This window comes from Variovorax sp. SRS16, assembly GCF_901827165.1.
In the GTDB taxonomy this organism is placed as follows: domain Bacteria; phylum Pseudomonadota; class Gammaproteobacteria; order Burkholderiales; family Burkholderiaceae_C; genus Variovorax.
The window spans coordinates 1,877,766-1,904,752 of the sequence record NZ_LR594666.1 but is presented as its reverse complement, the minus strand read 5'-3'; the positions used below and the strand labels follow the sequence as shown (position 1 = coordinate 1,904,752).

28 protein-coding genes are annotated in these 26,987 nt (G+C 67.3%); 15 read left to right on the top strand and 13 right to left on the bottom strand.

Features of this window, described 5'->3' with window-relative positions; all coding sequences use genetic code 11:
* Positions 1-13: 13 nt before the first annotated feature.
* Genes E5P2_RS09305 through E5P2_RS09285 form a run of 5 tightly spaced genes read right to left on the bottom strand, consistent with a single transcriptional unit; the run spans position 14 to position 3,231 of the window.
* Positions 14-592, bottom strand: a complete 579-nt coding sequence (locus E5P2_RS09305; RefSeq protein ID WP_162566815.1) for a pilus assembly PilX family protein — start codon at positions 590-592, stop codon at positions 14-16.
* Entirely contained in the window at positions 589-1,662 is a 1,074-nt protein-coding gene (locus E5P2_RS09300) for a PilW family protein (RefSeq protein ID WP_162566814.1), read from the bottom strand. The genes E5P2_RS09305 and E5P2_RS09300 overlap by 4 nt, the downstream gene beginning before the upstream one ends.
* A complete protein-coding gene (pilV, locus tag E5P2_RS09295; RefSeq protein WP_232080633.1) occupies positions 1,659-2,267 on the bottom strand; it encodes a type IV pilus modification protein PilV in 609 nt (202 codons plus the stop codon). The genes E5P2_RS09300 and pilV overlap by 4 nt, the downstream gene beginning before the upstream one ends.
* Positions 2,264-2,758, bottom strand: a complete 495-nt coding sequence (locus tag E5P2_RS09290; protein WP_162566813.1) for a GspH/FimT family pseudopilin — start codon at positions 2,756-2,758, stop codon at positions 2,264-2,266. The genes pilV and E5P2_RS09290 overlap by 4 nt, the downstream gene beginning before the upstream one ends.
* Positions 2,749-3,231 carry a type IV pilin protein gene (locus E5P2_RS09285; protein WP_162566812.1) on the bottom strand — a complete coding sequence of 161 codons (483 nt, stop codon included), beginning with the start codon at positions 3,229-3,231 and terminating at the stop codon, positions 2,749-2,751. The genes E5P2_RS09290 and E5P2_RS09285 overlap by 10 nt, the downstream gene beginning before the upstream one ends.
* 280 nt (positions 3,232-3,511) lie before the next feature.
* Here E5P2_RS09285 and E5P2_RS09280 point away from each other — a divergent pair, with 280 nt between their 5' ends.
* Positions 3,512-4,015, top strand: a complete 504-nt coding sequence (locus tag E5P2_RS09280) for a MarR family winged helix-turn-helix transcriptional regulator (protein WP_174262652.1) — start codon at positions 3,512-3,514, stop codon at positions 4,013-4,015.
* 33 nt (positions 4,016-4,048) lie between these two features.
* Positions 4,049-4,453: a DUF1398 domain-containing protein gene (locus E5P2_RS09275; RefSeq protein WP_162566811.1), complete on the top strand. Its 405-nt coding sequence runs from the start codon at positions 4,049-4,051 to the stop codon at positions 4,451-4,453.
* 40 nt (positions 4,454-4,493) lie between these two features.
* Here E5P2_RS09275 and E5P2_RS09270 read toward each other — a convergent pair whose 3' ends face one another.
* On the bottom strand, positions 4,494-5,396 hold the full coding sequence (locus tag E5P2_RS09270) for a LysR family transcriptional regulator (protein WP_162566810.1): 903 nt from the start codon (positions 5,394-5,396) through the stop codon (positions 4,494-4,496).
* Positions 5,397-5,513: 117 nt separating this feature from the next.
* Here E5P2_RS09270 and E5P2_RS09265 point away from each other — a divergent pair, with 117 nt between their 5' ends.
* From E5P2_RS09265 to xylB, 12 genes are all read left to right on the top strand, one after another.
* Positions 5,514-7,211, top strand: a complete 1,698-nt coding sequence (locus tag E5P2_RS09265; protein ID WP_162566809.1) for an alkaline phosphatase family protein — start codon at positions 5,514-5,516, stop codon at positions 7,209-7,211.
* Positions 7,208-7,669: a cupin domain-containing protein gene (locus E5P2_RS09260; protein ID WP_162566808.1), complete on the top strand. Its 462-nt coding sequence runs from the start codon at positions 7,208-7,210 to the stop codon at positions 7,667-7,669. Before E5P2_RS09265 ends, E5P2_RS09260 begins: the two co-directional genes overlap by 4 nt.
* Positions 7,669-8,640 (top strand): tripartite tricarboxylate transporter substrate binding protein, encoded by a 972-nt coding sequence (locus E5P2_RS09255; protein WP_162566807.1) that lies wholly within the window; start codon positions 7,669-7,671, stop codon positions 8,638-8,640. Before E5P2_RS09260 ends, E5P2_RS09255 begins: the two co-directional genes overlap by 1 nt.
* A gap of 4 nt (positions 8,641-8,644) precedes the next feature.
* Complete coding sequence (locus E5P2_RS09250) at positions 8,645-9,463, top strand: alpha/beta hydrolase (protein WP_162566806.1); 819 nt, start codon at positions 8,645-8,647, stop codon at positions 9,461-9,463.
* Positions 9,464-9,631: 168 nt separating this feature from the next.
* Positions 9,632-10,942 (top strand): ABC transporter substrate-binding protein, encoded by a 1,311-nt coding sequence (locus E5P2_RS09245; protein WP_162566805.1) that lies wholly within the window; start codon positions 9,632-9,634, stop codon positions 10,940-10,942.
* 123 nt (positions 10,943-11,065) lie between these two features.
* Positions 11,066-11,923, top strand: coding sequence for a carbohydrate ABC transporter permease (locus E5P2_RS09240; protein ID WP_162566804.1), 858 nt, complete (start codon positions 11,066-11,068; stop codon positions 11,921-11,923).
* Positions 11,924-11,932: 9 nt separating this feature from the next.
* Positions 11,933-12,754 carry a carbohydrate ABC transporter permease gene (locus E5P2_RS09235; RefSeq protein WP_162566803.1) on the top strand — a complete coding sequence of 274 codons (822 nt, stop codon included), beginning with the start codon at positions 11,933-11,935 and terminating at the stop codon, positions 12,752-12,754.
* A gap of 17 nt (positions 12,755-12,771) precedes the next feature.
* Positions 12,772-13,803, top strand: a complete 1,032-nt coding sequence (locus E5P2_RS09230; RefSeq protein WP_162566802.1) for an ABC transporter ATP-binding protein — start codon at positions 12,772-12,774, stop codon at positions 13,801-13,803.
* 12 nt (positions 13,804-13,815) lie between these two features.
* The gene (gene dalD / locus E5P2_RS09225) at positions 13,816-15,237 is read left to right on the top strand and encodes a D-arabinitol 4-dehydrogenase (RefSeq protein WP_174262651.1); all 1,422 of its coding nucleotides are present in this window, start codon (positions 13,816-13,818) and stop codon (positions 15,235-15,237) included.
* The gene (locus tag E5P2_RS09220) at positions 15,234-16,022 is read left to right on the top strand and encodes an L-iditol 2-dehydrogenase (protein WP_162566801.1); all 789 of its coding nucleotides are present in this window, start codon (positions 15,234-15,236) and stop codon (positions 16,020-16,022) included. Before dalD ends, E5P2_RS09220 begins: the two co-directional genes overlap by 4 nt.
* Before the next feature lie 20 nt (positions 16,023-16,042).
* Complete coding sequence (locus E5P2_RS09215) at positions 16,043-16,981, top strand: AraC family transcriptional regulator (RefSeq protein ID WP_162566800.1); 939 nt, start codon at positions 16,043-16,045, stop codon at positions 16,979-16,981.
* Between the two features lie 141 nt (positions 16,982-17,122).
* Positions 17,123-18,589, top strand: a complete 1,467-nt coding sequence (gene xylB / locus E5P2_RS09210) for a xylulokinase (RefSeq protein WP_162566799.1) — start codon at positions 17,123-17,125, stop codon at positions 18,587-18,589.
* A gap of 17 nt (positions 18,590-18,606) precedes the next feature.
* On the opposite strand, the gene E5P2_RS09205 is transcribed toward xylB, so the two are convergent.
* Positions 18,607-18,825, bottom strand: a complete 219-nt coding sequence (locus tag E5P2_RS09205; protein ID WP_162566798.1) for a hypothetical protein — start codon at positions 18,823-18,825, stop codon at positions 18,607-18,609.
* A 239-nt stretch (positions 18,826-19,064) separates the two neighbouring features.
* Between E5P2_RS09205 and E5P2_RS09200 the strand changes: the two genes are divergently transcribed.
* Complete coding sequence (locus E5P2_RS09200; protein WP_162566797.1) at positions 19,065-19,472, top strand: hypothetical protein; 408 nt, start codon at positions 19,065-19,067, stop codon at positions 19,470-19,472.
* A 5-nt stretch (positions 19,473-19,477) separates the two neighbouring features.
* Here the strand turns inward: E5P2_RS09200 and ybaL are convergent, their stop codons facing one another.
* From ybaL to E5P2_RS09170, 6 genes are all read right to left on the bottom strand, one after another.
* Positions 19,478-21,172 (bottom strand): YbaL family putative K(+) efflux transporter, encoded by a 1,695-nt coding sequence (ybaL, locus tag E5P2_RS09195; RefSeq protein ID WP_162566796.1) that lies wholly within the window; start codon positions 21,170-21,172, stop codon positions 19,478-19,480.
* Positions 21,173-21,211: 39 nt separating this feature from the next.
* Complete coding sequence (locus E5P2_RS09190) at positions 21,212-22,555, bottom strand: dicarboxylate/amino acid:cation symporter (RefSeq protein ID WP_174262650.1); 1,344 nt, start codon at positions 22,553-22,555, stop codon at positions 21,212-21,214.
* A 119-nt stretch (positions 22,556-22,674) separates the two neighbouring features.
* On the bottom strand, positions 22,675-23,412 hold the full coding sequence (gene phbB / locus E5P2_RS09185) for an acetoacetyl-CoA reductase (protein WP_162566795.1): 738 nt from the start codon (positions 23,410-23,412) through the stop codon (positions 22,675-22,677).
* Between the two features lie 177 nt (positions 23,413-23,589).
* On the bottom strand, positions 23,590-25,065 hold the full coding sequence (locus tag E5P2_RS09180; RefSeq protein ID WP_232080632.1) for an MFS transporter: 1,476 nt from the start codon (positions 25,063-25,065) through the stop codon (positions 23,590-23,592).
* A 46-nt stretch (positions 25,066-25,111) separates the two neighbouring features.
* Positions 25,112-25,795, bottom strand: a complete 684-nt coding sequence (locus tag E5P2_RS09175) for an RraA family protein (RefSeq protein ID WP_162566794.1) — start codon at positions 25,793-25,795, stop codon at positions 25,112-25,114.
* A 6-nt stretch (positions 25,796-25,801) separates the two neighbouring features.
* The gene (locus E5P2_RS09170; protein WP_162566793.1) at positions 25,802-26,980 is read right to left on the bottom strand and encodes an acetyl-CoA C-acetyltransferase; all 1,179 of its coding nucleotides are present in this window, start codon (positions 26,978-26,980) and stop codon (positions 25,802-25,804) included.
* Between the last annotated feature and the right edge of the window lie 7 nt (positions 26,981-26,987).

The window sequence follows — 26,987 nt, the reverse complement described above, 5'->3', positions numbered from 1 at the left end:
ATGAACGGTCCGTCTAGCAGGAACTGCCCAGTGCGACGCGCGTGGCAACGCCCTGGACCGCCGTGGTGTTCGTCGTCGCTATGACGCCGGCCGCGCTCGCGGCCGCGCCGGGCGCGGTCGCGGTCGCCGTGATCTCCCAGTTCGAATTCGCACACAGCGAGTCGCCGCTTGTTCCTGCGCCGACGATGCCGGTGTTCTGCCCCGCGCCGCTTGCATAGCAAGGCACGTCGTCGGCGTTGCTCGCATCGAGTTCGCTCAGCTTGATGGGCTTGACGCTGACGCATGTCGGCGGCGGGGAGATGCTGACCTGGTAGGTCGACCCGGGCTGCCCGCTGTTGTTGATATCGACGGGCACCGTCTGGGGCGGCGCCAGCGTGGTGAAGTCGGTGCTGATGACGGTCTCTATCGCCTGCTGGGCAGCCGCTTCCGATTCCTTCTGGATCTGCATGTTGGTGGCCAGCTTGGTGTTGACGTTGGTCACCTTGATGGCCGACACGACAATCAGCGTGAGCACCACCAGGAAGATCATCGAGATCAGCAACGTGGCCCCCGATTGGGTGTGCTTCGCACCGCGATGCGCGAGATCGTTCATGGCGCTTCCCTTTGGCCCGAGATGTTGTACAGGCGCGCGACCGTGCTGTAGACGTGGCGCTTGATCTGGTCGTTGAACGGGCCCGCGGCCGGCACGGCCAGACCCAGGTCGTAATTCCGCTTGTCGGTCCAGCCAGCGCTGCCTTCCGTACTGCGTGCGAGGACATGAATGCGTACCGCCATCACGTTGCCCCAGTTGTTGGCAGCGATCGTCCAGTCGTAGGGCGGCGTCGTCTGCGGACAGACGGAAGTTGCGATCTCGGCGAGAGGCGGGCTGGTCGGATTGCTGGTGTAGCAGTCGGGCGAACCGTTGCCATCGATGTCGATGCCGTAGTCGAACTGCAGATTCTCGATGCCCTCGACCAGCGGCGTGATGGTCATCGCGCCGTTGACATACTCGGCCATCTTGAGCGTGGGGGTCGTGTCGGTACCGCACACATTGCAGGTGCTCACGTAGTAGAGGTGCTGCACGACCTTGCGCAGGGGCGCGGGCTTGCTCGACACGCAATCCTTCGACATCAAGTTGAAACTCGCGGTGGAAGCGCCGCTGGCGATTGCGAAAGGCACCGTGTCGGTGCCGCAGGCGGAGACTTGGAGGTAGGTTTCCGTCGCGACGGCCGATGCAGGCGCCAGCACGGGGTTCGTGCTCACACGTACAACGACCAGCATGGCCGTGCCCACCATGACGTTGCTGACGCAGGACGGCGCCGCGCTCGGCCCGTAGATCGGCAGCGGCACGCTGGATGTGCCCGGGTTCGTGGCCGCCGAGTAGCCCAGGCTCGCGATGTTCGTGGGGCAGGCGATCGGCAGGACAGGGTTGAAGGCGGTACTCCCGGTCCGGCCGATAAAGCCGGCGGCCTGGATATCTTCGCTGAGCAACTCGAGGGCGTAGCGGCCGTTCTCGATCTGGCGCGAGGACTTGTCCAGCTCGGAGCGCGTGCTGATCGTCGAGACGATGAGACTGATGAGGCCGATGATCAGGAACAGGCCGAGCGTGAGGGCCACCATCAGCTCGACCAGCGTGAAGCCGCGGTGATGGCGAGGCCCGCGAGACAGCTTGCGCACCTTCATGACAGCGTTCCGATCTGAACCTTGGTGGTGATGACGCGATGCAGCTTCTCGTCGCCATAGGCACCGTTGCCGCACGGGAAGGCGGAGCCGGTGGACAAGGTCGGCGCCGCGGTTTTGGCAAGGCCCTGCCAGGAGACGGCGATCAAATAGATGTTGTTGACGGGGTCGTCGAGCGTCACGCAGCCGACTGCACCGATCATGGCGCCGAGACTGGTGCCCGACTGGGTCTTTTCGGCCTGTCCCTTGATCATGTTTCTCCAGGCCGCGAGGTCGGCAGCGGCTTGCGTCTGCTGCTGGACATTGCCCGCCGTGCAGGCCGGGATGGTCGTGGCGCCGGAGCCGAGTTGAATGCCGGTCGTCCCGTTCGAGTAGCAGGTCGCGACCTTGCGGTTCGCACTCAGGCGGTCGGCCATGTCCTGCACCAGCTGCACGGCCACGATGCGCTGGTAGGACTCCATTTCGGCAAGGTTGGCGCGGCTGCTCACGCCAGCCAGACCGAGCAGGCCGAACAGCAGGATGACGAGCGAAACCAGCACCTCGATGAGCGCGATGCCGTTCTGGTGTTTGATCCTGTGGACGGTGCGCGTCCGGGAGCGAAGCATCATTGGCAAGCTCCCATGCTGCTGCTCGGCACGCCGCTCAGGCCGATCGAGATGCAGCGCGAATTGACGCCCGTCATCGTGATCAATGGCGCCACGGTGAACTTGGTGCTCGCCGTCACGGCGCGGCCATCCTTCCCGTAGGAAACGGCGCCGAGCGAGGCCGAATCGGTGATGGAGAGGCCTTTGTAGGCCTCCTGGTTCTGGATGATCGTGTTGCTGGCGTCGGTCGCGATCACCTTCCAGCCCTGGTCCCAACTGGTGGAGGACTGTTTCAGCGTCACGGGGATGCCGCGCGTCACGGCCTCGCTGCGCGCGAGCGTCAACGAGGCCATCAGGTCGAAAGACACATTGCGAATGCGCTGGTTGGCAACGAACTCGCGAAACGAGGGAAGCGCCAGTCCGGCAAAAACCGCCATCACCGTGATGGTGGTCACCAATTCGATCAGCGTGAAGCCGCGTGCATGACGCCGCCGATGGCCGCGGCTTACCAGCACCCTGCAACTCCTTGGGGTCCTGTCGCGTTCTTCAACCCGGTTTCGTCGATGGTCAGAATCGCGCAGGCGGTGTCCCTGGCGGCTTGGGCGTTGATCGGCGTGGCGGTGACGGTAAAGCCCGGCGGTGTCGTTCCGACCTTGAGCGGCGTCGTGACGTTGTAGTTAGACGACACGTTCGCGGGGATGGTCGAATTCAGCGTCGCAAGGTCCGGGGCATACGTCCGTGCATCGAGCAAGTAGCGCTGCTGCAGGTTGGTGAGCTCCAGCATGTAGCCCTGCGCCGCCGCCCGGTTGGAGCGCACGATGTAGGCGATGTACGACGGATAGGCTATCGCCGCGAGGATGGCGACGATCGCGACCGTCACCATCAGCTCGATCAACGTGAAGCCTCGCGCCGGCAGGCGCCGAGCCCGCGGGCGAGGTCGGCTTGCGAGCGAAAGTGCGTTCGGCAGCTGTTTCTTCACCTGATGCATCGGTCATCTTTCGATCGCTTCGCGATCCGGATCCTGGTCGGGGACACCTCGTGGAGCGCGTGTCTAGATGTGTCGTGATACTACCTTATGTGACATTTTCACATTTAACATTTGCTCTGCGCCATGGGTTCATCGGATCGACAGCGCGAGTGGTGACAAATTGCTCGAACCCAGGGGCCATCGGCGTGGCTTTTTGGCGAAATGGTTTGCAAGCGCCATGGCTTGACATAGTTTCCCTGGAAACTATACTGAGAAGCACCCGTCGACTCCCCGTACCGCCATGCCGCAGCCACGCCGAACCAGCGCTCCACCCCAACGTCATCCCCACGCGGATGGAGCCGTCAGCGCACTGGATTCGCATGTCGGCTTCTGGCTTCGCTTCGTCTCCAACCATGTGTCCGCCGCGTTCCAGGCACGGATCGAGGCCGAGGGCGTCTCGGTGTCCGAATGGGTTGCGCTGCGGCATCTCTTCGACGCGCCGGACGCTGCGCCGGCAGCGCTGGTCGCGGCACTGGGCATGACCAAGGGCGCGGTGTCGAAGATCGTCGCGCGCCTGGTCGCCAAGGGTTGGGCCGAAACCGTGGCCCACGCGACGGACCTGCGCGCGCACCGCATCCGGCTGACCCGATCGGGCCGCGAGCTGGTGCCGCGTCTGGCCCGGCTCGCGGACCGCAACGACGCGGCGTTCTTCGGCCCGCTGCCCGCAGCGTCGCGCGAAGAGCTCGTCCGGCTGATGCGGGAGCTCGTGCGGATTCATCAACTGCGCCACGTTCCGACCGACTGAGGGCGCGCGATTTTTTCAAGGGAGAGCATCACCATGGACCATTCGATCAAGAGCACCATCGAACGCAGCGCAGCCGATACGCATGCCGGACGCAGCACCTTCGGCGAGGGCGTGGCCCTGCTGAAGGCCGCGGGCGTGGAGGCCTACCACGCCGATTTCCGCCGCCGCGAGGCCACCTACTACCTGCCTTCCGGCGAGTGGCATGCGGTGCCGCTGCCGGCACCCGAGATCGCGGTTCCGCAAGCCTTCGATGCGGCCGCCTTGCAGGCCGCCATCCGCGGCGCGCAGCGCGACGAGCTGCGCTATCCGGAATTCATGCAGCTGGCGATGGCGGCCGGCTGCGTCGGGTACTTCGTCTGGATTGCCGGGCACCACGTCGAGTATTTCTCGCACCGCGGACAAGGCCACATCGAACGATTTCCTGACGCGATGGATTGAGCGTCGACGGCAACGCGAGCCCGGTTCGCGCCGCGGCGCATCAGCCCTTGCGTTGCGCCCGGGCCTCCGCGATGAACGCGTCCAGCAGCCGCTGCGCCGGCAGCGTCAGCGGCGCATCGGCGCGATACACCGCGTGGATCGTGGTGTTGGGCAACACATCGGTGATTGGCAACTCGACCAGATCCATGGCGGGCCCGTAGCGATCGAAGAAGCCCCTGGGCATGATCCCGATGACGTCCAGGCTGGGCATCAGGGCCAGCAGGGTGGCGAAGGATTCGCACTCGAGCCGGACCTGCGGCGTGCGCTCGCCCGTCGCATCGAAGGACAGGTTGCGCGGATCGCCCGGCCCGCCCGCCGGACCGGTGAGCACCCAACCCGCGTCGACCAGCTGCGCCAGTTTCTTCGCGCGCGCAAGAGGATGACCGCGGCGCGCCGCAAGCAGGGCCTGGCTCTCGAAGAGCGGCTGCACCAGCAGGTCGCGCCCGGCGCCCTCGCCGGGCAAGGGGCCGAGCGCCAGATCCAACTCGCCGGTGCGCAGTTGTTCCAGCGCGCGCGGGTACAGCGTGTCGCGCATCCGCAGCCGTACCTGCGGCCAGCGCTTGCCGAAGCGCGCCACTGCGCCGGGCGCCAGCAGGATCGCCGCCACCGGCGAGACGCCGATCGTCACCTGCGCTTCCGCATGCCGCAGGTGCCACGCCACTTCTTCACGCGCGCGCTCGATCTCGCGCACCACCGTCGCGGCCCGCGCGGCGAGCAGCTCGCCGGCCGGCGCCAGCCGCACACCCTTGGGGGTGCGCACCACCAGTGCGGTGCCGAACTCTTCCTCGAGCTGGCGCAGCGCCTTGGTCAGCGCCGGCTGCGAGACGCTGAGGATCTGCGCGGAGGCGCGCAGGCTGCCGGTCCTGGCAAGGGTCAGCAGCAGATGGAAGTGTTGCAGTCGCACGAGGACTCCGGGGAGCGATAACCCATGGTAATCGACATCAAAACATGTGACGCGACACCGGCCGATGCGGCCACTAGCATCCGACCGCATGACCACTTCCGCCCCCAGGAGACCCGGATGAAACGACGCGTGAAGAACATCCTCTTCGTGATGTGCGACCAGCTGCGCTACGACCATCTCTCGTGCTTCGGCCACCCGACGCTGAAGACGCCGAACCTCGATGCGCTGGCGGCGCGCGGCGTGATCTTCGACCGCGCCTATGTGCAGTCGCCGGTGTGCGGACCGTCGCGCATGAGCTACTACACCGGCCGTTACGTTCACTCGCATGGCGCGAGCTGGAACTTCGTGCCGCTCAAGGCCGGCGAGATGACGATCGGCGACCACCTTCGTCCGCTGGGCGTGCGCTCGGTACTGGTCGGCAAGACGCACATGCGCGCCGACCTGGCAGGCATGTCGCGGCTGGGCATCGATCCGGCATCCACCATCGGCGTTCGCATCGCCGAATGCGGCTTCGATCCCTACGAGCGCGACGACGGCATTCATCCCTATTCCGGCCACGATCCCGATCCGAGCTACAACGACTACCTGCGCGCACAGGGGTTCGGCGGCGACAACCCCTGGGAAAGCTGGGCCAACTCGACGGTCGACGACCAAGGCCGCATTCGCTCGGGCTGGTTCCTGAAATATTCGAACCGCGCAGCCCGTGTGCCCGACGAGCATTCGGAGACGCCCTACATCACGCGCCGCGCGATGGACTTCATCGCCGAGTCCGGCGAGCAGCCCTGGTGCCTGCACCTGTCCTACATCAAGCCGCACTGGCCCTACATCGTGCCGGAGCCCTACGCGAGCATGTACAAGCCCGAGGACGCGTTGCCGGTGGTGCGCAGCGAGGCCGAGCGCCACGATCCGCACCCGGTCTACGGCGCGATGATGAACCACCGCGTGTCGCGCACCTTCTCGCGCGAAGGCGTGCGCGATGCCGTGATGCCGGGCTACATGGGCCTGATCAAGCAGATCGACGACCAGCTCGGCGAGCTGTTCCGCTTCATGGAGGCGCGCGGCCTGATGGAGAACACGATGATCGTCTTCACCTCCGACCACGGCGACTACCTGGGCGATCACTGGATGGGCGAGAAGGATCTCTTCCACGAGCCGATCATCCGCGCGCCGCTGATCGTCTACGACCCCGATCCGCGCGCCGACACCACGCGCGGCACGCGCTGCGACGCACTGGTCGAGGCGGTGGACCTGGCGCCGACTTTCCTCGACGCCTGCGGCGGCGTGGCGGTGCCGCATGTCATGGACGGCCGTTCGCTGCGCCCGCTGCTGTTCGGCGAGCGGCCGCGTGACTGGCGCGAGCACGTGGTCTGCGAGTACGACTACGCGTTCCAGGATTCGCGCATCGAACTCGGCACGCCGTCGCGCGACGCCTGGCTGCGGATGATCTCCGACGGCCGCTGGAAATACGTGCTGGCCGAAGGCTACCGGCCGATGCTGTTCGACCTCGCCTCGGATCCGCACGAGTTCATCGATCTGGGCGCGGCACCGGAACACGAGGACGTGCGGCGGCGCCTGCATGAAGCCCTGTTCCGCTGGGCGCGCCAGCCGCGCCAGCGCGTGACCATCGCCGACGGCACCATCGAGTCGATCGAGATCCAGCCGCGCATCTCCGAGGGCGGCATCCTCATCGGCTACTGGGACGAAGAAGACCTGGCCGAGGCGCGCCAGCGCTTCAAGCCGCGCTTCGCCTCCACCAATCCTCTCGTCCATCCCACCCTCGACCGGCTTACCCGCCTGGAAGGAGTCTCCCAGTGACCAGCGAAATCCCCGACATCACGCGCGCGCAGACCGGCATCGACGGCGTCTCGTGGAACATCCTCGGCCAGATCTATGTGCCCAAGCAGGTCAGCGACGACAGCTTCTCGTGGCACGCGACCTTCCCGGTCGAGACCTTCGTGCCGCCGCACGTGCACCCGCACCAGGACGAGTACATCTTCGTGCTCGACGGCCGCATCGACCTGCTGCTGGCCGGCAAGAAGACCTCCGCCGGCGCCGGCGACCTGGTGCGCATGCCGCGCGGCATTCCGCATGCCTTCTTCAACAACTACGGTGAGCCGGTGACGGCCCTGTTCTGGGCCGCGCCGGCAGGCAAGCTGCTGGATCTCTACCGGCGCATCCACAACATGGCGAGCCCCGCCGAGGTGGTGGCGGCGGCGCGCGACTACGACGTCATCTTCCTGCCGCCCGTGTCGTCGGCGGCGCAGGCATCATGATGAAGCGCAGGCAACTCCTCGGCGCGCTCGGTGCGGCGCCGCTCGCGGCCGCCGTGCCCGCATGGGCGCAGGGCTATCCCGCAAGACCGATCCGGATCGTGGTGCCGCTGCCGCCGGGCAGCCCGCCCGATGTGCTCGCGCGCCTCGTCGCGGAACGCCTGCAGCAGGCCTGGAAACAGCCGGTGATCGTCGACAACCGGCCGGGCGCGACCGGCATGATCGGCATGGATGTCGTCGCCAAGGCCGCGCCCGACGGCTACACCGTCGGCGTGATGTTCCTCACCCACGCGGTGCTGCCCGCGCTGTTCGGCAAGGTGCCCTACGACACCGCGGCGGACTTCGCACCGATCGCCAATCTGGTCTGGCTCTACAACGCGCTGGTGGTGCCGCCCACGGTGCCCGCGCGCAGCGCGAAGGAACTGGTCGAGCTGGCGCGCGCCGAGCCGGGCAAGCTCACCTACGCATCGGGCGGCAACGGTTCGCCGGCCCACCTGTTGGGCGAATCCTTCCGCCAGCTGACCCGGGTCGACATGCTGCACGTGCCGTTCAAGGGGCCGGCCGAAGCGGTGCAGGCCCTGCTCGGCGGCTATGTCACGACCATGTTCGCCACCACCTCGGCGGCGGTGCCGATGGTGCGCACGGGCAAGCTGCACGCGCTGGCCGTGACCAGCCCGAACCGGCTGGCCGCGCTGCCCTCGGTGCCGACCATGGCCGAGAGCGGCGTCGCGGGCTTCGACCTGCGCGAATGGGAAGGCCTCGTCGCGCCGGCCGGCACGCCGCGTGACATCATCCTGCAATGGAACCAGGAACTCGCACGCATCATGGCCCTGCCCGAGCTTCGCGAAAAGCTGTCGGAGTACGGCATGGAGGCGGCGCCCGCCAACTCGCCCGACCAGTTCGCCACGCTGGTGCGCAGCGAGCTGCAGCGCTGGACCCGGTTCGTGAAGTCCTCCGGCCTCAAGGCCGACTGAGGACATGAACGATCCGCAGTTCCAGTATGTGCAGGGACAGGCGCGCGAAACCTTCCCGGCGCTGCTCGCGGCCTACGAGGCCGAGAGCCGGGCTGCGGTGGCCGCCGAATCCTGCGTGCTGGATGTGCGCTACGGACCGCTGGAACGTCAGACCTTCGACTTCTTCGCCGCGCGCGGAAGGCCGCGCGGAACGCTGGCCTACTTCCATGCCGGTTACTGGCAGTCGCGCGACAAGTCGACCTTCCGCTTCATCGCGCCGGCCTTCATCGCGGCCGGACTCAACGTGGCGCTGGTCAACTATCCGTTGTGCCCCGACGTGTCGCTGGCCGAACTCGTGGACGCCACGCGCGCTTCGGTGCCGGCGATACGCGCGCATGCGGCCGCGCCCGGCGGCGCGTCGCCGCCGCTGGTGGTGGCGGGGCATTCCGCGGGCGGCCACATCGCGGTCGAACTGGCGCTGTCGCGCTGGCCATCGGCACCCGACGCGATCGCGGGCATCGCTGCGCTGAGCGGCATCCTCGACCTCGTGCCGCTGGTGGCAACCACGCTCAACGACAGGCTGCGGCTCGACGAGGCCGGCGCCATGGCCTGCTCGCCGCTGCATCGGGTGCGCGGCGGCATGGTGCCCGCGTTGATCGCGGTCGGCGGCGCAGAGACGCCGGCCTTCCTTCGGCAAAGCCAGCGCTTGCACGAGACCTGGACGGAGGCCGGCAACCGCAGCGCCCTCCGCGTCGAGGCAGAGGCTGATCATTTCAGCCTGCTGCGGCAGTTCGCGTCGCCCGGCAGCGCGCTATTCGCGAGCGTCCTGGGCCTGTTCGACTGAGTCTTGCGCCCGCCGTGGCCCATCCCTGGTTTCCAAAATCAGGGAAGGTACTGATCCGCTGGTGCAAGCAAGTATCGAAGTCGACGATTCGCGTACCAATTCTGCAAGCCAGAGTCTCCAGAATCCGGCCACGGCGACCGCCTCGTCGTCGAACACTAGGAGACATCCATGAAGCGTTTTCTGAAGGCGGGCCTGGTGCTCGCGATCGCGGGAACGGGCCTCGCCCACGCTGCCACCACCGAACTCGTGGTGGCCACGGTGAACAACCCCCACATGATCGAGATGCAGAAACTCACCAAGTTCTTCGAAGAGGCCCATCCCGACATCAAGATCAAGTGGGTCACGCTCGATGAAGGCACGCTGCGCCAGCGCGTGACCACCGACATCGCGACCAAGGGCGGTCAGTTCGACGTCATGACCATCGGCATGTACGAGACGCCGATCTGGGCCAAGAAGAGCTGGATCATCCCGATCGCCACCGACGCCGCCTACGACATCGACGACCTGCTGCCCGCGATGCGCAACGGCCTGTCGGCCGACGGCAAGCTCTACGCCTCGCCCTTCTATGGCGAAAGCTCGATGCTGCTATACCGCAAGGACCTGGCCGACAAGGTCGGCTTCAAGATGCCCGACCAGCCGACCTGGGCACAGGTGAAGGAACTGGCCGACAAGGTCAACGATCCCAAGGGCGGCGTCTACGGCATGTGCCTGCGCGGCAAGCCGGGCTGGGGCGACAACATGGCGCTGCTCACGACCATGGTCAACACCTATGGCGGCCAGTGGTTCGACATGAGCTGGAAGCCGCAGATCGACACCAAGCCCTGGCATGACGCGATCAGCTTCTACGTCGACCTGATGAAGAAAGACGGCCCGCCCGGCGCCTCGGCCAACAGCTTCAACGAGAACCTCGCGCTGTTCAACGAAGGCAAGTGCGGCATGTGGGTCGACGCGACCATCGCGGCTTCCTCCGTGAGCGATCCGAAGCAGTCGAAGGTGGCCGACAAGGTCGCCTTCGCGCAGGCGCCGACCGCCGTCACGCCCAAGGGCGCGAACTGGCTGTGGGCCTGGGCGCTGGCCATCCCGGCCGGCTCGCAGAAGGTCGACGCGGCGCAGACCTTCATCAAGTGGGCGACCTCCAAGGACTACATCAAGCTGGTGGCCAAGGAAGAAGGCTGGGGCTCGGTGCCGACCGGCACGCGCAAGTCGACCTATGACAACCCCGACTTCCTGAAGGCCGCACGCTTCGCCACTGCGGAAAAGAAGGCGATCGACACCGCCAACGCGAACGACAGCACGCTGCCCAAGTCGCCGTATGTCGGTGTGCAGTACGCGGCCATTCCCGAGTTCCAGGCCATCGGCGTGGCTGTCGGCCAGCAGATGAGCGCGGCGCTGTCGGGCAAGGTCACGGTCGACCAGGCCCTGAAGACTTCGCAGACGGCTGCGGAGCGTGAAATGAAGAAAGGCGGGTATTACAAGTAAACCCCCAGGCTGCGCGCACTTCGTGTCGCTTCGCCTCCCCCTTTGCAGGGGGCACTGCCAACGGACCGGCGTAGCCGGATCCGCGGCAGTCCTGGATTCTGTTCAGCGCCCTGGGAGCTACGAATGAACCGTCTACTGCCCCGCGCCCTCATGGCGCCAGCCGTGGTCACGCTCTTCCTCTGGATGATCGTGCCGCTGCTGATGACGATCTACTTCTCGTTCGTCAACTACAACCTGATGCAGCCGGGCGAGCACACCTTCTCGCGGCTGGAGAACTTCAGCTACTTCATCACCGATCCGGATTTCTGGCCGGCAGTGTGGAACACGCTGCTCTTGATCGGCAGCGTGATCGTCATCACCGTGGTGCTCGGCGTGCTGCTGGCGCTCTTGGTGAACGAACCCTTCCCGGGCCGCGGCATCGTGCGGGTGCTGCTGATCTCGCCCTTCTTCGTCATGCCCACGGTGAATGCGCTGCTGTGGAAGCACATGATGATGAACCCGATCTACGGCGTGCTGGCGGATCTCTGGCGCAGCTTCGGCGCACAGCCGGTCGACTGGCTGACCGAGTTCCCGCTGCTGTCGGTGATCATCATGGTGGCGTGGCAATGGCTGCCCTTCGCCTGCCTGATCTTCATCACTTCGCTGCAGTCGCTGGACCGCGAGCAGATGGAGGCCGCGCGCATGGACGGCGCCACGGCGCCGCAGCGCTTCGTCTACCTCACGCTGCCGCACCTGGGCCGGCCGATGGCGGTGGTGATCATGATCGAGATGATCTTCCTGCTCTCGGTGTTCGCCGAGATCGCCGTCTCCACCAACGGCGGTCCGGGCAACGAGAGCACCAACCTCACCTACATGATCTTCAAGCAGTCGCTGATGAATTTCGATGTGGGCGTGGCTTCGGCGGGCGCGCTGTTCGCGGTGATCCTGGCCAACATCGTGGCCGCATTTCTCATCCGAATCATCGGCAAGAACCTGGACTGAGGAAGCGCCATGCAACCCAATATGTTCCTCACCACGCTGCGCGCCGTCGGCGCCTGGGCCGTCACGCTGCTGCTGTTCTTTCCGCTCGGCTGGCTGGTGCTGACCTCGTTCAAGACCGAGCTGCAGGCGATCCACGTGCCGCCGCTGTTCTTCTTCGAGCCGACGCTGGAGAACTTCACCGAAGTGCAGCGGCGCAGCGACTACCTGCTCTATGCGAAGAACTCGCTGATCACCAGCGTGGGCTCGACCATCCTCGGCCTGCTCATCGCAGCGCCAGCCGCGTACTCGATGGCCTTCTTCCGCACCCGGCGCACGCGCGACATCCTGATGTGGATGCTGTCGACCAAGATGATGCCGGCCGTCGGCGCGCTGGTGCCGATCTACGTGCTCGCGCAGACCGCCGGCCTGCTCGACACGCGCACTGCGCTGGTGGTGGTCTTCACGCTGTCCAACCTGCCGATCATGGTGTGGATGCTCTACACGAGCTACAAGGACATACCGCCCGAGATTCTCGAGGCCGCGCGCATGGACGGTGCCAACCTGTGGACCGAGTTCAGGAACGTGGTGCTGCCGCTGTCGATCGGCGGCCTCGCATCGACGGGTCTGCTGTGCCTGGTGCTGAGCTGGAACGAAGCCTTCTGGGCGCTCAACCTCACTTCCGCCAAGGCCGGCACGCTGGCCGCGCTGATCGCCTCGTACTCGAGCCCCGAAGGCCTGTTCTGGGCCAAGCTCTCGGCCGCATCGCTGATGGCCATCGCGCCGATCGTGGTGTTCGGCTGGTTCAGCCAGAAGCAGCTCGTTCAGGGCTTGACCTTCGGCGCCGTCAAATAACGAACAGGAGACATCCCATGGCCTACCTCCAGCTCGACAACATCAAGAAAAGCTTCGGCGACACGCACGTCATCAAGGGCGTGGATCTCCAGATCGACAAGGGCGAGTTCATCGTCTTCGTCGGTCCTTCCGGCTGCGGCAAATCGACCCTGCTGCGGCTGATCGCCGGGCTCGAGCCGATCACCAGCGGCAAGCTCTCGCTCGACGGCAAGGACATCACGAACATGCCGTCGGGCAAGCGCGGCCTGGCGATGGTGTTCCAGAGCTACGCGCTCTATCCGCACATGAGCGTGTACGACAACATGTCCTTCGCGCTCAAGCTGGCGAAAGTGTCGAAGGACGAGATCAAGACCAAGGTCGACCATGCCGCCAGGACGCTCAACCTGACGCAGTACCTGGACCGCACGCCCAAGGAGCTGTCGGGCGGCCAGCGGCAGCGCGTCGCGATCGGCCGCGCCATCGTGCGCGCGCCCAAGGTGTTCCTGTTCGACGAGCCGCTGTCCAACCTCGATGCGGCGCTGCGCGGCAACACGCGCGTCGAGATCCACAAGCTGCACCGCGCGCTCGGCGCGACCAGCATCTACGTGACGCACGACCAGGTCGAGGCCATGACGCTGGCCGACCGCGTGGTGGTGCTGCGCGACGGCCTGATCGAGCAGGTCGGCACGCCGATGGACCTCTACGACCGGCCGGCCAACCAGTTCGTCGCCCAGTTCATCGGCATGCCGTCGATGAACATGGTGGACGCGCGCGCGATCCCCAGCTTCTCGGCGCAGACCGGCGGCCGGCTGCCGGGCGACGGCTTTCTCGGCGTGCGGCCCGAAGGCCTGCGCGTGAACCCGGGCGCAGGCGGCGGCGCGCCGGCACGCGTGGAGCTGATCGAGGCGCTGGGCGCCGACACGCTGATCCACGTCGATGTCGGCGGCGTGCCGCTGATCGCGCGCCAGAACGACCGCACCGCGCTGCAGGCCGGCGATGCGGTGAACGTGGTGCTCGATCCTTCTGTCCTCCACTTCTTCAACCGCGAGGGCCGCGCGGTCGCTGCCTGAGGCTTTCGTTCCATGGCCCATCCCATCCCTTCCGAGTTCGTGGTGCTGCACCTCGGACTCGGCTCCTTCCATCGCGCGCACCAGGCGGTGTACCTCCAGCAGCTGATCGACGCCGGCGACACGCGCTGGTCACTGGTGGGCGCCAACCTGCGGCCCGACATGTCCGAGGTCGAGACGGCACTGCGCGCGCAGGGCGGACGCTACACCCTGGAGACCGTCTCGCCCGCGGGCGAATACCGCTACCAGCGCATCGATGCGATCCGCGAGGTGCTGCCCTTCGATCCGGCACTGGCCGTGGTGATCGCGCACGGGGCCGATCCGCGCACGCGCGTGATCTCGTTCACCGCGACCGAGGCCGGCTACTACCTCGATCCGAAGGATGACCTCGACCTGTCGTCCGCCGAACTGGCCGCCGACATCGCGCGCGCCCGCCGCGGCGAGGCGGGCAGCACGATCTACGGCGCGGTCTGCGCGATCCTGCGCGCGCGGCGCGCGGCCCATGCGCAGCCGGTGACGCTGCTCAACTGCGACAACCTGCGCCACAACGGCGATCGCTTCCGCAAAGGCCTGCTCGAATTCATCGCCCATGCCGGCGAGACCGCGCTGGCCGACTGGGTGCGCGCGCAGACCACCAGCCCGAACGCGATGGTCGACCGCATCACGCCGCGGCCGCCGCCCGAACTGCGCCAGCGCGTGCGCGATGCCACCGGCTGGGACGATGCCGTGCCGGTCACCAGCGAGAGCTTCATCCAGTGGGTGATCGAGGACGACTTCGCCAATGGCCGGCCCGACTGGGGACGCGTCGGCGTGCAGCTGGTCGAGTCGGTCTCGCCCTACGAGGAAGCCAAGATCCGCATCCTCAATGCCAGCCACAGCTGCATCGCCTGGGCCGGCACGCTGATCGGGCTGGCGTACATCCACGAAGGCACGCAGCGCGCGCCGATCCGGCGCATGGCCTACGACTACGTGACCGACGATGTCATCCCCTGCCTGAACATGCCCGGCGACCCGAGCCCGGTCGATCTGCCCTCGTACCGCGACGTCGTGCTCGAACGCTTCGGCAATCCCGCCATCCGCGACACCAACCAGCGCGTGGCGATGGATGGCTTCTCCAAGATCCCCGGCTTCATCGCGCCGACGGTGCGCGAGCGCCTCGCGCGCGGCGAGGGCATCGACAGCGTGGCGCTGCTGCCGGCGCTGTTCCTCGCCTTCCTGCAGCGCTGGCATCACGGCACCCTGCCCTACGTCTACCAGGACCAGGGCATGGACGAGAACGTGGCGCACGCGATCTGCGGCGCCGCCGATCCGGTCGCGGCGCTGTGCGCGGACGCTGGGCTGTGGGGCGAGGTGGCCGGCGATGCGCGGCTGGTCGATGCCGTGCGCCGCGCCGGCATGCGTGTGCAGCAATTCATCGACGAAGGAGCACGGACATGACGAACCGCTTGCCGCAACGCCACGTGCTGGTGACGGGCGCGGGCGGCGGCATCGGCCTGGCGATCGCCGAGGCCTGCGTCGCCGAGGGTGCGCGCTGCACGCTGGTCGACCGTGCGGCGACGCCTTCCGACGGCGTGGCCCTGCTTCAGCAAATGCATCCGAACCGGCTGGCGTACCTGCCCGTCGATGTCACCGACACGCCCTCGGTCGCGCGCATGCTCGATGCCGCGCAGGCGGTGCACGGGCCGATCCACACGCTGGTCAACAACGCCGCCGTGTTCGACATGGCGCCGCTTCTGGAAAGCGACGAGGCCTCCTTCGACCTGCTGTTCGCGGTCAACGTGAAGGGCCTGTTCTTCGTCATGCAGCGCGTGCTGCAGCACATGGTCGATGCTGGCACCGCTGGCGCCTCGGTGATCAACATGGCCTCGCAGGCAGGCCGGCGCGGCGAGGCGCTGGTGTCGCACTATTGCGCCACCAAGGCGGCCGTGATCAGCTACACGCAGAGTGCGGCGCTCGCCATGGCGCCGCATGGCATCCGCGTCAACGCCATCTCGCCCGGCGTGGTCGACACGCCGATGTGGGGCCACGTCGATGCGCTGTTCGCGAAGTACGAAGGGCTGCAGGCCGGCGAGAAGAAGCGCCAGGTCGGGCTCGCGGTGCCGCTGGGCCGCATGGGCGCGCCGGCCGACATCGCCGGCGCCGCCGTTTTCCTGGCCAGCGACGAGGCCTGCTACATCACCGCGCAAACGCTGAATGTCGACGGTGGTAACGTCATGAGCTGAAGCTTGCGAGAGATCGTTCCATGACATCGGCGCGTCAACGACACCTGCCCCGCCACCGGGAGCCCGAGCTCGAGCGCGACATCACGCGCTCGCCCTCGCTCGGCTACGAGGCGCCCGAGGAAACCGGGCTGGTGCGCTGCCTGGCGCACGGCTTCCCGAGCCCGCTGGTGCGCTGGCACTTCCACGAGGAGTACGAGCTGCACCTGATCACCGAGACCTCCGGCAAGGCCTTCGTCGGCGACTGGATCGGGCCCTTCCAGCCCGGCCATCTGGTGCTGTGCGGGCCGCGCCTGCCTCACAACTGGATCTCGCTCGACGCGCCCGCCAGCGGCGTGGCCGGCCGCGACCGGGTGATCCAGTTCCGGCACGAGCCGATCGAGCGCGCCGCCGCCGAGATCCCCGAGCTGCGCGAGGCGCTGCAGCTGCTCGAACGCGCGCGCCACGGCATCGAGTTCTTCGGCCTCGCCGAGCGCGCGCTGGCGCACTGGCATGCGGTGAAGGCCGCGCGCGGACTGCGCCGCCTCGCGCTGTTCTGCGAGTACCTGGCCGACCTCGCGCAATGCACCGACTACCGGCTGCTGTCCAACGTGCAGATGCAGGGCGTCGAAGGCGACGTCGAGGTCGAGCAGATCAACGCCATCGTCAACCGCATCACCGCCAACCTGGCCGAGCCCATCGCCATGGCCGACATCGCGCTCGAACTCGGCATGAGCGAAAGCCGCTTCAGCCGCTTCTTCAAGCGTTCCACCGGCAACAGCTTCACCGACTTCGTGAACCGCGTGCGCATCAACAGCGCTTGCCATCTGCTGATGCAGACCGACCACTACGTGACCGACATCTGCTATCAGGTCGGCTTCAACAACGTCGCCAATTTCAATCGCCGCTTCCTCGAGATCAAGGGCATGACGCCGACGGAATTCCGCAGGCAAAGCGACAGCCGCTTTGGCGGCGGAGTATGAGCACACCCCCAGGCTGCGCGCACTTCGTGTCGCTTCGCCACCCCCCTCGCCGGGGGCAACACCAGCGGCCCGGCAAAGCCGGTTCCGCGGTGTTCCTGGCGAATGCGACAGGGAACCACGTCACGTGAAAGGAAGTCCCCCTTGTACCTCGGACTCGATCTCGGCACCTCGGAGCTGAAGGCGCTGCTGCTGGGCGATGACCATCGCATCGTCGCGCTGGCGCGGGCGGCGCTGACGGTCGATCGGCCCGCGCCGCTCTGGTCCGAGCAGGCGCCTTCGCACTGGTGGGACGCGCTCGAAACGGTGATGGCGGCGCTGCGCAGCACGCATGCCGCCGAGCTCGCGCGGGTGCGCGCGATCGGCCTCTCCGGGCAGATGCATGGCGCCGTCGCGCTCGATGCGGCGGGCCGGGTGCTGCGCCCCGCCGTCCTCTGGAACGATGGCCGCAGCGCGGCGCAGTGCGACGCGCTGATGGCGCGCGTACCGGCGCTCACCGCCATCGCCGGCAATCTCGCGATGCCCGGCTTCACCGCACCCAAGCTGCTCTGGATGCGCGAGCACGAGCCCGCCCTGTTCGCGCGCACAGCCTGCGTGCTGCTGCCCAAGGACTGGCTGCGCTTCATGCTGAGCGGCGAGCGCGCCAGCGACATGTCGGACGCCTCGGGCACGCTGTGGCTGGATGTCGCGGCGCGCGACTGGTCCGACGAGCTGCTCGCGGCCTGCGGGCTCGATCGCAGCCACATGCCGCGCCTGGTCGAGGGCAGCGCGGTCGCCGGCCGGCTGAAGCCCGATCTGGCGCAGCGCTGGGGCCTCGCGGCCGGCATCCCGATCGCGGGCGGCGGCGGCGACAACGCCGCGAGCGCGGTCGGCATGGGGCTCGTGGCTGCGGGCGAAGGCTTCGTGTCGCTCGGCACCTCGGGCGTGATCTTCGTTTGTGGCGAGCACTTCGCGCCCGACCCGGCGCGCGCGGTGCATGCCTTCTGCCATGCGCTGCCCGGGCGCTGGCATCAGATGTCCGTGATGCTGTCGGCCTCGAGCGCCGTGAGCTGGGCGGCGCGCAGCTTCGGCCTCGGCAACGAGCCCGCGCTGCTCGCAGCGGCCGCCACGCTCGACGCCGAGGCGCGCCGCCGCGCGCCGCTGTTCCTGCCCTATCTGTCCGGCGAACGGTCGCCGCACAACGATGCGGATGCCGAGGGCGTGCTGTTCGGTCTCACGCATGCGCACGGTCCGGCCGAGATCGCCTACGCGGTGGCCGAGGGCGTGAGCTTCGGCCTGCGCGACGGGCTCGACACGCTGGCGCGGCCAACGGGCGATCTGATCCTCGTCGGCGGCGGCGCGCGCAGCGCATGGTGGTCACAGCTTCTTGCCGACATCCTCGACGTGCCGTTGACCCGTTGCGAAGGCGCGGAGGCCGGTGGCGCGTTGGGCGCCGCACGTCTCGCATGGCTGGCGGACGGCGGCACCGAAGCCGAGGTCTGCCGGCGGCCGGCGGTTCGCCAGCGCTTCGTGCCGGAGCGCACGCAGGCGGCCATCCATGCGGCGCGGCATGCGCGCTTCAAGGCCTTGTACGGCGCCCTGCGCGGCGCTTTCGCGGCCGACGGATCCTGAGCGAGGGCCGCGGCGCGTCAGTCGCGCGGCCCGTCCTTGCCGTACATCCTTCGAATCGCGGCCAGGCCCGCCACCAAGGCATTGGCATAGGTCGCCTGCGGATCGCTCGCGGAGTCCAGCGGCAAATAGGGAAGCGCTTCCTCCATGGCGTAGTCGGTCGCTTCCAGCAATACCCAATAGAACTCGCCTTCTTCGAGTTCGTGGACAGTGAGCGCGATATTTCGCAATTGCGACATGAGTTTAGGAGGGCTTCATCGATTGGGTAATACGATCCTATTCAACCCCATCGACAACTCCTAAGCACAATTTCACAGTTCGCTCGAATGCGGCCGGGGAATTCGAGCAGGCGGCGCTTGTATGTGATCAATTGTCGAATTCTGCGCAATTCGCAGCTTCCAAGCTTTTCCTACATGAAGTCAAAGAAGCAGCGCCTAAGCTGAAGTCATCCTTCCAACTCACCCACCCAGGAGGAGCCATGAAGCACTTCACGCTCGATGCCCATATGACGGCCGCCATCGGTGGCGCCTTCTATCCCACCGGCCATTCGCTGGTCATGTTTCCGAATGCGGAGGATGCGAATCGCGTGGGCCATGCACTGATCGACAGCTGCGGCTTCGCCGGCGATGAGGTCTACCTGATTCCGCCCGCGACCGTGCTCGCGGAGATCGCACCGACGGTCAAGGATGCGGATGCGCTCCTGCCCTCGGCCGGCACCGATGGCGCCACGGTCCGTGCCTACACCAAGCTCGCGCGGGAAGGCCATACGGCCCTGCTCGTCAAGACCAAGGACGCGGCCGCGGCCGCTCGGCTGATGGAGGCGGTGCGCAAGGCGCCCTACTCGATCGCGCAGCGCTATCGGACCCTGGTGATCGAAGACCTCTGAGCCGCTCAGGCAGCCGGCGCGGCGCGGTGCACCGCGGCCTGCGCCATCGCCTGCGCGAGTTCCTGCTCGCCGAGGAAGACAGTGGCCGACGTCTCCTGCGTGAGCAGGCGCGCCTCGTCCTCGTTGTGACTCCGGATCACGGTCTCGATCGACGGATTGAGCGTGTGCGCGGTGCGGATCATCTGCCGCACGTTGATCGCATCGGCCGTGGCGACCACCAGCACGCGGGCGCGCGCGATGTGCGCCTGGATCAGCACGGCGGCCTCGGCCGCATCGCCCCATACGGCCGCCATGCCCTCGGCGCGCAGCTTCTCCACCAGTTCCCGGTTCTGCTCGGCCACGACGAAGGGAATGTCGTGCGCCGCCAGGGCCGCGGCAATGCGCCGCCCGACACGGCCATAGCCGACCAGCACGACCTGCCGCGACAGATAGCGAGCCTCGGTGCTCACCGGCAATTCGGCCAGCGGGTCGTCGCGCGAGGCCAGGCCGCGCGCAAACGACGAGCGGACGGACAGCCGCTTCTGCAGCGGTCCGATCAGGGTGAACAACAGCGGATTGATCGCGATGGAAATCAACGCACCGGCCAGCAGCAGGCTCTGGCCTTCGGCGGGCAACAGGCCCAGCGCCGCGCCCAGGCCGGCCAGGATGAACGAGAACTCGCCGATCTGCGCCAGGCTCGCGCTCACCGTCAGTGCCGTTCCGAGCGGATAGCGAAACAGCAGCACCAGCGCGCAGGCCGCGACCGACTTGCCCGCCACGATCACCCCCACGACCGCCAGCACCTGCAGCGGGCGCTCGATCAGCACCCGGGGATCGAACAGCATGCCGACGGAAACGAAGAACAGCACGGCGAAGGCATCGCGCAGCGGCAGCGATTCCTGCGCGGCCCGATGGCTGAACTCCGACTCGCGCATCACCATGCCGGCGAAGAAGGCGCCGAGCGCGAAAGACACGCCGAACAGCGCGGCCGACGCGAACGCGATGCTCACCGCCGCCGCCACCACGCACAGCGTGAACAGCTCGCGCGAACCGGTGCGCGTGACCTGCCACAGGATCCATGGGAACACACGCCGGCCGACCACCAGCATCAGCGTCACGAAGCCTCCGACCTGCAGCAGCGTGAGGCCGAGCGTCTGCCAGACGGGCGCCGCGCCGGCTGCTGCGCCCTGCCCTCCGAGCACGCCCGCCAGCGGCGGCAGCAACACCAGGACCAGCACCATCGCGAGGTCTTCCACCACCAGCCAGCCGACGGCGATGCGGCCGGTGAACGAATCCAGGAGGCCCAGGCTTTCGAGCGCCCTCAGCAGCACCACGGTGCTGGCCACCGACAGGGCCAGCCCGAACACCAGCGCGCCGCCGGGACTCCAGCCCCACCACGCGGCCAGCCCGCCGCCGAGCAGCGTGGCCACGGCCATCTGCACGATGGCGCCCGGCAATGCGATCTTGCGCACCGCCAGCAGATCGTCGAGGGAAAAGTGCAGGCCGACGCCGAACATCAGCAGCATCACGCCGATCTCGGCCAGCTGGGCGGCGATGCTCGCGTCCGCCACGAAGCCGGGCGTGAACGGACCGATGATCACGCCCGCGAGCAGGTAGCCGACCAGCGCCGGCAGCCGAAGCCGCGCGGCCAGGAAACCGAGCACCAGCGCCAAGCCGAGACCGGCCGCGACGGTGTTGATCAGTGAGACGCTGTGGGGCATGGCCCTTGCATTCTGCAAGAGCGGCGCCCCGCACCCGATTCAGGTAGCCATCTTCCCGTCACGGGCGTTGATCAGTTCCTCGGGCTCCTGCGCCTCGATCCAGCTCTCGTTGTTGAGCCCCGCCTGCAGCCGCGCCTCGTCCAGCTCGTTCGTCCACTTGGCCACCACGATCGTGGCCACCCCGTTGCCGATCAGGTTCGTCAGCGCGCGCGCCTCCGACATGAACCGGTCGATCCCCAGGATCAGCGCCAGCCCCGCCACCGGCACGTGCCCCACCGCCGACAGCGTCGCCGCCAGCACGATGAAGCCGCTGCCCGTCACACCCGCCGCGCCCTTGGACGTCAGCACCAGCACCGCCAGCAGCGTGATCTCCTGCACCAGCGTCATCTGCGTGTTGGTCGCCTGCGCGATGAACACCGCCGCCATCGTCAGGTAGATCGACGTGCCGTCCAGGTTGAACGAATACCCCGTCGGGATCACCAGCCCCACGCAGGTCTTCCTCGCCCCCAGGTTCTCCATCTTCTCCATCATGCGCGGCAGCACGGATTCGGAGGACGAGGTGCCCAGCACGATCAAGAGCTCCTCCTTGATGTACTTGATGAACTTCCAGATGCCAAAGCCATGCAAGCGCGCCACCAGCCCCAGAATCAGGAAGATGAACAACAGGCACGTCAGGTAGAAGGTGCCCATCAGCTTGCCCAGCGAGAACAGCGAGCCGATGCCGTACTTGCCGATGGTGAAGGCCATGGCGCCGAAGGCACCGAAGGGGGCCAGCTTCATGATGTAGTTGACGATGGTGAAAAGCACGTGCGAGCCCTTCTCGATGACGTCGAAGACCAGCGTGCCGCGCCCGCCGAAGCGGTGCAGCGCGAAGCCGAACAGGATGGCGATCAGGAGCACCTGCAGGATCTCGCCCTTGGCGAAGGCGTCCACCAGGGTGTTGGGGATGATGTTGAGGAGGAAGTCGACGGTGCCCTGCATCTTGCCCGGGCCGGTGTAGGCGGCGATGGACTTGGTGTCGATGCTGGCGGGGTCGACGTTCATGCCGGCGCCGGGCTTCAGAAGGTTGACCAGCAGCAGGCCCACGATCAGGGCGATGGTGCTCATGACCTCGAAGTACAGCAGGGCCAGGCCGCCGGTCTTGCCGACTTTCTTCATGTCCTCCATGCCGGCGATGCCGACCACGACGGTGCAGAAGATGATGGGGGCGATCATCATCTTGATGAGCTTGATGAAGGCGTCGCCCAGGGGCTTCATGGATTCGCCCACCGAGGGGTAGAAGTGGCCCAGCAGCACCCCGATGATCACCGCGGTGATCACCTGGGCGTAGAGGGAGCGGTAGAGGGGCGGCTTCTTCGCTGCCAGGGTCGGGCTCGGGGTCATGAAAGTCTCCTGGATGTTGTAGAGGAATCAGGGACGCGGATCGAAACGCCTATGCAACGTCGAAATACGAAAAAACCCGCCGAGGCGGGTTTTCGTGGAAGGGGCTGCGCGTGCGCACCTCAATGCATGTGCAGGCCGCCATTGACCGAGAAGTCGGCCCCGGTGGAATAGCCGCCTTCGTCGGTCGCCAGCCAGGCGATGATCGAGGCGATCTCGCTCGGCTCGCCCAGGCGCTTGACGGGGATGGTGCCGACGATCTTGTCGAGCACTTCCTGGCGGATCGCCTTCACCATGTCGGTGCCGATGTAGCCCGGGCTCACGGTGTTGACCGTCACGCCCTTGGCGGCCAGTTCCTGCGCCAGCGCCATCGTGAAGCCATGCATGCCGGCCTTGGCGGCCGAGTAGTTGGTCTGGCCCGCCTGGCCCTTGGCGCCGTTGACCGAGCTGATGTTGATGATCCGGCCCCAGCCCTTCTCGACCATGTCGCCCACCACCTGCTTGGTGACGTTGAACATGCTGTTGAGGTTGGTCTCGATCACCGCGCTCCAGTCCTCGGGCGTCATCTTGAGAAACATGCGGTCGCGCGTGATGCCCGCGTTGTTGACCAGCACGTCGATGCTGCCGTGCTCCGCCTTGGCCTTGCTGAAGGCATCGACGGTCGATTGCCAGTCGCCGACATTGCCGACCGACGCGTGGAACTCATAGCCCTCGGCCTTCTGCTCGCCGAGCCATTTGGCATGGTCGCGCGTGGGGCCGCAGCCGGCGATGACGGTGAAACCGTCCTTGTGAAGGCGCTGGCAGATGGCCGTTCCGATGCCCCCCATGCCCCCGGTGACGTATGCAACTTTCTTGCTCATGAGTGTTCCTTGTATGTGCGCCTGGACAGGCAGTTTCACTGTAGCGAAGTTTCTCACCAACCCCGGCTGAGGAAAACACTGAGCCGGGGTTGCAACGGTGTGTCACAAGCTGTCCACACATCGACACGGTACTGCATCGATGTGTCATTTCGCACCGTCGGCCGCGGCGGTCGCTATCTACCTTGACGCAGCTGCCGCGCGTGGCCGTCGGCGCGCGAACAGCATGGCGACGCCGAGCGCCGACAGCAGCAGATAGCCGATCGCGGCGACGAACGCCGCCTGCGGCCGCTGCCGGTCGGCATAGAAGACGATGCCGATCAACGCGACGCCGAGCGAGTTGCCGACCTGCTGCACGGTCGCGAGCATGCCGGCTGCCACGCCAGCATGCGCCGCCGGCACGGCTGCCAACACGGCCGACACCAGCGGTGCCATGATCATCCCGATGCCCGCGCCCTCGACCCACAGGATGGGCAGCATCCAGGGCACGATGCCCTCGCCCCCGTGCCGCAGGACCAGCCCGATCAGTGCCGCATGGCCGGCTGCCAGCACCACCGCGCCGCAGGTGATCGCACGCCGGCCGAGCCAGCGATCCAGTCGCGCGCTGGCCATCGAGGTCGCGAAGAAACCGAGCGCCAGCGCCGTGAACACCGCACCCGAGGCCAGCGCCGACAGGCCCATCACTTGCTGCAGATAGATCGCGAGCACGAAGTAGAACGAGGCATTGCCAGCATAGAACACCAGCGTCACGAGCAGGCCCTGCGCATAGCCCGGCAGCCGCAGCAGGCTGGGCGCGATCAGCGGCTGCGCACCATGCGCCTCGCGCCGCCGCTGATGCAGGGCCAGCCCGGCAGCCAGCGGAATGGCGGCCAGCAGGCTCGCCGCGCTCCACAGCGGCCACCCTTCCTGCCGCCCCTCGACCAGCGGCCACAGCACCGCCGACAGCAGCACGGCCACGATCACCGCGCCAGGCATGTCGAGACGGCTGTGCCCTTCGCTCTTCAGTGCCGGAATCCAGCGCATGCCGAGCGCGAGCCCCGCCAGCCCGATCGGCACATTGATGAGGAAGCAGCTGCGCCAGCCCATCTGCGCCAGATCGGCATGGATCAGCACGCCGCCGATCAGCTGCCCCAGCACCGCGCCGAGCCCGAGCGTGAGGCCATAGGCGCCGAAGGCGCGCGCACGCGCCGGGCCGGTGAACACCAGGCCGAGCATCGCCAGCACCTGCGGCTGCAGCAGCGCACCGGCCAGGCCCTGGACCACGCGCGCGGCCACCAGCACCCCCGCACCCGGTGCCAGCCCACAGGCCGCCGACGCCAGCGTGAACAGCAGCAGCCCGGTCATGAACATGCGCCGGCGTCCGAACAGATCGCCGAGGCGCCCGCCGGTGATCAGGCCGGCCGCGTTGGCAAGACCATAGCCCGCGACGACCAGCTGCAGCGCGCTGTCACTGGCATGCAGCTCGCGCTGGATCGAGGGCAGCGCGACGTTCACGATGAAGAAGTCCAGCACCACCATGAAGGTGCCGCTGAGCACGAGGATCAGCGTCGGCCAGCCGGCATCGTGGGCATCGACAGGATGGGCAAGCGCGGCGTCGGACGTCATGCCGCCAATGTCGGCGCGCGAGTGGACACCGGCAATGACCTGCGAGGTCATGGGCGGGCGCGGAACGCACCGCCGGCCCGGCCGGCGGCACGGCGTGCTACATCACGCCGAAGGTCGCCAGCGCCTCGCAGGCGCTCATGCCGCCGCGGATCGCATCGGCCACCTTGTTCTCGGTGCGCACCTTGTCCAGCGCTTTGGCCACTGCTTCGGCTTCGGCCGCGCGCGGCACGACCAGCACGCCCTCGCGGTCGCCGATCAGCAGGTCGCCGGGCGCGACGCGCACGCCCTCGATCTCGATGGTGCAGCGGTAGTCGATCACCTGCCCGCGCACACCCTGGTCCTGCGCGTAGGTGCCGCGGCAGAACACGGTGAAGCCGAGCCGCTCGATCTCGTTCGCATCGCGCACATAGCCGTCGAGGATCGCGCCCGCCGCCTTCAGGTGTTGAGCGCGCGTCGACATCAGCCCACCCCACAGCGCATAGCGCAGCGAGGCGCCGGTGGCGATATAGATCTCGCCCTCCTTCAGGTCGTCGAGCGCCTCCAGCATCAGCCCGAAGGGCTTGCCCGACAGCGGCCCGGCCGAGCGCGCGCCGTCGTTGACCACGTCGGCCTCCAGCACCGGCATCGCGCGGCCGACGATGCGCATCGATTTCTCGAGCGGCGCAATGCCCGCCGGCAGGAACTGATGCTGGTGGCCCATCGTGTCGAGCACGTCGCCCAACGCGGCGACGAACAGCTCGTCAGAGATCTGCCGAAAGAGCGCTGCGTCGTTGCCGCTCATGCGGACTTAGCGTTCGATGGTGAGGGCCACGCCCATGCCGCCACCGATGCACAAGGACGCAATGCCCTTCTTGGCATTCTGGCGCTGCATCTCGTGCAGCAGCGTCACCAGGATGCGGCAGCCGGACGCGCCGATCGGATGGCCGATGGCGATGGCGCCGCCGTTCACGTTGACCTTGTTCACGTCCCAACCCATCTCCTTGTGCACGGCACAGGCCTGGGCCGCGAAGGCCTCGTTGATCTCGAGCACGTCCAGATCCTGCGGCTTCCAGCCGGCACGCTGCAGCGCCTTCTGCGAGGCCGGCACCGGCCCCATGCCCATGAAGGCCGGATCGAGCCCGGTGCTCGCATAGCTGGCGATGCGGCCGAGCGGCTTGAGGCCCAGCGCCGCGGCCTTCTTGGCCGTCATCACCATCACCGCCGCGGCGCCGTCGTTCAGGCCCGAGGCATTGCCCGCGGTCACGCCGCCGGCCTTGTCGAAAGCGGGGCGCAGGCCGGCCAGGCCTTCGGCGCTGGTCTTGCGGTTGATGAACTCGTCCTTGTCGAAGACGACCGGGTCGCCCTTCTTCTGCGGGATGTGGACGGCGACGATCTCGTCCTTGAACTTGCCGGCGTCCTGCGCGGCCGCGGCCTTGGTCTGGCTGCCGAGCGCGAGTTCGTCCTGCGCGGCGCGGCTGATGTCGTACTTCTTGGCCACGTTCTCGGCCGTGATGCCCATGTGGTACTGGTTGTAGACGTCCCACAGGCCGTCGACGATCATGGTGTCGATCAGCTTCCAGTCGCCCATGCGCTGGCCGTTGCGCGAGTTGGGCAGCGCGTGCGGCGCCATGCTCATGCTTTCCTGTCCGCCGGCGATGACGATCTCGCTGTCGCCGGTGGCCACCGCCTGCGCGGCCAGCATGACCGCCTTCAGGCCGGAGCCGCAGACGGCGTTGATGGTGAGCGCCGGCGTTTCCTTGGCAATGCCGCTCTTGAGCAGCGCCTGCCGCGCCGGGTTCTGGCCGCTGCCCGCGGTCAGCACCTGGCCCATGATCACTTCGCCGATCTGGTCATTGCCGACCTTGGCGCGCGCCAGCACTTCCTTGATCACGATGGCGCCGAGTTCGGTGGCCGGGATGTTGGCCAGCGATCCGCCGAACTTGCCCACGCCGGTGCGTAGGGCCGAAACGATGACGATGTCTTCCATGGTGTGC

Bases quoted from the DNA above. Each gene is read 5' to 3' on its own strand.
- E5P2_RS09285 (WP_162566812.1), bottom strand. From the start codon at position 3,231: ATGCATCAGGTGAAGAAACAGCTGCCGAACGCACTTTCGCTCGCAAGC.
- E5P2_RS09300 (WP_162566814.1), bottom strand. From the start codon at position 1,662: ATGAAGGTGCGCAAGCTGTCTCGCGGGCCTCGCCATCACCGCGGCTTC.
- E5P2_RS09190 (WP_174262650.1), bottom strand. From the start codon at position 22,555: ATGACCCCGAGCCCGACCCTGGCAGCGAAGAAGCCGCCCCTCTACCGC.
- E5P2_RS09255 (WP_162566807.1), top strand. From the start codon at position 7,669: ATGAAGCGCAGGCAACTCCTCGGCGCGCTCGGTGCGGCGCCGCTCGCG.
- E5P2_RS09240 (WP_162566804.1), top strand. From the start codon at position 11,066: ATGAACCGTCTACTGCCCCGCGCCCTCATGGCGCCAGCCGTGGTCACG.
- E5P2_RS09175 (WP_162566794.1), bottom strand. From the start codon at position 25,795: ATGAGCGGCAACGACGCAGCGCTCTTTCGGCAGATCTCTGACGAGCTG.
- E5P2_RS09265 (WP_162566809.1), top strand. From the start codon at position 5,514: ATGAAACGACGCGTGAAGAACATCCTCTTCGTGATGTGCGACCAGCTG.
- E5P2_RS09245 (WP_162566805.1), top strand. From the start codon at position 9,632: ATGAAGCGTTTTCTGAAGGCGGGCCTGGTGCTCGCGATCGCGGGAACG.
- E5P2_RS09180 (WP_232080632.1), bottom strand. From the start codon at position 25,065: ATGACCTCGCAGGTCATTGCCGGTGTCCACTCGCGCGCCGACATTGGC.
- E5P2_RS09170 (WP_162566793.1), bottom strand. From the start codon at position 26,980: ATGGAAGACATCGTCATCGTTTCGGCCCTACGCACCGGCGTGGGCAAG.
- E5P2_RS09200 (WP_162566797.1), top strand. From the start codon at position 19,065: ATGAAGCACTTCACGCTCGATGCCCATATGACGGCCGCCATCGGTGGC.
- ybaL (WP_162566796.1), bottom strand. From the start codon at position 21,172: ATGCCCCACAGCGTCTCACTGATCAACACCGTCGCGGCCGGTCTCGGC.
- E5P2_RS09235 (WP_162566803.1), top strand. From the start codon at position 11,933: ATGCAACCCAATATGTTCCTCACCACGCTGCGCGCCGTCGGCGCCTGG.
- E5P2_RS09250 (WP_162566806.1), top strand. From the start codon at position 8,645: ATGAACGATCCGCAGTTCCAGTATGTGCAGGGACAGGCGCGCGAAACC.
- phbB (WP_162566795.1), bottom strand. From the start codon at position 23,412: ATGAGCAAGAAAGTTGCATACGTCACCGGGGGCATGGGGGGCATCGGA.
- E5P2_RS09230 (WP_162566802.1), top strand. From the start codon at position 12,772: ATGGCCTACCTCCAGCTCGACAACATCAAGAAAAGCTTCGGCGACACG.
- E5P2_RS09220 (WP_162566801.1), top strand. From the start codon at position 15,234: ATGACGAACCGCTTGCCGCAACGCCACGTGCTGGTGACGGGCGCGGGC.
- E5P2_RS09215 (WP_162566800.1), top strand. From the start codon at position 16,043: ATGACATCGGCGCGTCAACGACACCTGCCCCGCCACCGGGAGCCCGAG.
- E5P2_RS09280 (WP_174262652.1), top strand. From the start codon at position 3,512: ATGCCGCAGCCACGCCGAACCAGCGCTCCACCCCAACGTCATCCCCAC.
- E5P2_RS09205 (WP_162566798.1), bottom strand. From the start codon at position 18,825: ATGTCGCAATTGCGAAATATCGCGCTCACTGTCCACGAACTCGAAGAA.
- E5P2_RS09305 (WP_162566815.1), bottom strand. From the start codon at position 592: ATGAACGATCTCGCGCATCGCGGTGCGAAGCACACCCAATCGGGGGCC.
- dalD (WP_174262651.1), top strand. From the start codon at position 13,816: ATGGCCCATCCCATCCCTTCCGAGTTCGTGGTGCTGCACCTCGGACTC.
- pilV (WP_232080633.1), bottom strand. From the start codon at position 2,267: ATGATGCTTCGCTCCCGGACGCGCACCGTCCACAGGATCAAACACCAG.
- E5P2_RS09275 (WP_162566811.1), top strand. From the start codon at position 4,049: ATGGACCATTCGATCAAGAGCACCATCGAACGCAGCGCAGCCGATACG.